The sequence below is a fragment of the Acinetobacter sp. UBA6720 genome (assembly GCF_002454215.1).
Classification (GTDB): Bacteria; Pseudomonadota; Gammaproteobacteria; order Pseudomonadales; family Moraxellaceae; genus Acinetobacter.
In genome coordinates this window covers 16,012-17,722 of record NZ_DKIK01000173.1, presented here as the reverse complement: position 1 = coordinate 17,722, position 1,711 = coordinate 16,012, and the positions used below count along the sequence as shown (strand labels likewise).

At 43.8% G+C, this 1,711-nt stretch carries 3 protein-coding genes; all 3 read left to right on the top strand.

From position 1 onward, the window contains the following. On the top strand, window positions 1–274 hold a 274-nt coding region (locus B4F08_RS14580; protein ID WP_291375005.1), incomplete at its 5' end, for a phosphatase PAP2 family protein. Between the two features lie 25 nt (window positions 275–299). Next, window positions 300–1,544 carry an efflux RND transporter periplasmic adaptor subunit gene (locus tag B4F08_RS14575; protein WP_086208128.1) on the top strand — a complete coding sequence of 415 codons (1,245 nt, stop codon included), beginning with the start codon at window positions 300–302 and terminating at the stop codon, window positions 1,542–1,544. A 12-nt stretch (window positions 1,545–1,556) separates the two neighbouring features. Continuing rightward, window positions 1,557–1,711, top strand: a 155-nt coding sequence (locus B4F08_RS17295) for an efflux RND transporter permease subunit (RefSeq protein WP_414632482.1), incomplete at its 3' end; no start/stop codon positions are given.

Here is a 1,711-nt window from a genome sequence, read left to right as displayed (position 1 = left end):
GACGAGCTATGGTGCTTCCTTTCCAAGTGCGCACAGTATGTATGCTGCCACTTTGGCGTGTCTTGCCATTTTCTTAAGTCGCCCATTTCCTGCACATCGTTTTATTGTCTGCATTGCTCTTTTATGGATGCTGATGATGGGAATTTCAAGAGTCTATCTTGGGGTACATTTCCCGTCCGATGTCCTTGCGGGATGGAGTATCAGTATTATATGGATTTCACTGCTCTACATTATGTATGGCAGATACAACCAATCAAATACAAATTATTTTTAGATAAAAATCTAATCGAGGTGGAACAATGATGTCGGCAAAGCTTTGGGCCCCAGCCCTTACCGCTTGCGCATTAGCAACGAGTATTGCACTTGTTGGTTGTAGCAAAGACCCAAAGGATGCGCAGCAAGCAGGCGCTTCTCAACAAATGCCACCTACTGAAGTCGGTGTCATTGTTGCACAACCGCAAAATGTAGAACAATCTGTAGAGTTATCTGGCAGAACCACGGCATTTGAAGTCTCTGAAGTTCGCCCACAAACGAGTGGAATTATTCTAAAACGTTTGTTTGCGGAAGGCAGCTATGTACGTGAAGGACAGGCACTTTATGAACTTGATTCTCGTACTAATCGCGCAACATTTGATAATGCCAAAGCAGCATTATTACAACAAGAAGCAAATCTAAGCTCACTTAAAACCAAACTCAATCGTTATCAACAACTGGTTTCAAGCAATGCTGTTGCGAAACAAGATTATGATGACTTAGTCGGTCAAGTGAATGTTGCAGAAGCACAAGTCGCTGCTGCACGTGCACAAGTTAAAAATGCTGAAGTAGATTTAGGCTACTCAACCATTCGTTCACCTATTTCAGGTCAAACGAACCGTTCAACAGTTACAGCAGGCGCATTGGTTACAGCAAATCAAACTGACCCTTTGGTGACGATTCAGCGTTTAGACCCAATCTATGTTGATATCAACCAGTCAAGTTCTGAACTTCTACGCTTACGCCAACAACTAAGCAAAGGTAGTTTAGACAGCAGTAATAACACTCGCGTAAAACTTAAACTAGAAGATGGAAGTGAGTACCCAGTCGAAGGACGTTTAGCGTTCTCTGATGCAAGTGTCAATCCAGATACAGGGACTGTAACCATCCGTGCAGTGTTCCCGAACCCAAATCACTTATTACTTCCTGGTATGTTTGCCAACGCTCAAATCGTGCAAGGGGTGATCCCAAATGCGATTTTAGTGCCACAAATTGCTGTGACACGTACACCTACTGGTCAAGCCATCGCGATGATTGTAAATGACAAAGGTGTTGTTGAGTCTCGCCCAATCACCACATCTGGCATTCAAGGCCAAAACTGGATTGTGACTCAAGGTCTTAAAACAGGTGAAAAAGTTATTGTTGACGGTATAGCGAAAGTTAAAGCTGAACAAAAAGTTGTTACGAAACCGTATCAACCTCAAGCAGCAGCGCCTCAAGCTCCAACAACTGAGGCTAAAAAGACAGAAGCTGGTGCGAAAACAGAACAAAAAGCTACTTCAAACACATAAGGGGTAGACTGAATGGCTCAATTTTTTATTCATCGCCCCATTTTTGCGTGGGTGATTGCACTGGTGATTATGTTGGCGGGTGTTATTACGCTAACCAATATGCCAGTTGCCCAGTATCCGACGATTGCACCGCCCACGGTGACAATTTCTGCAACGTACCCAGGTGC

What these genes read in the sequence shown, in the direction of transcription:
- B4F08_RS14575 (WP_086208128.1), top strand. Translation starts at nt 300, where the DNA reads ATGATGTCGGCAAAGCTTTGGGCCCCAGCCCTTACCGCTTGCGCATTA.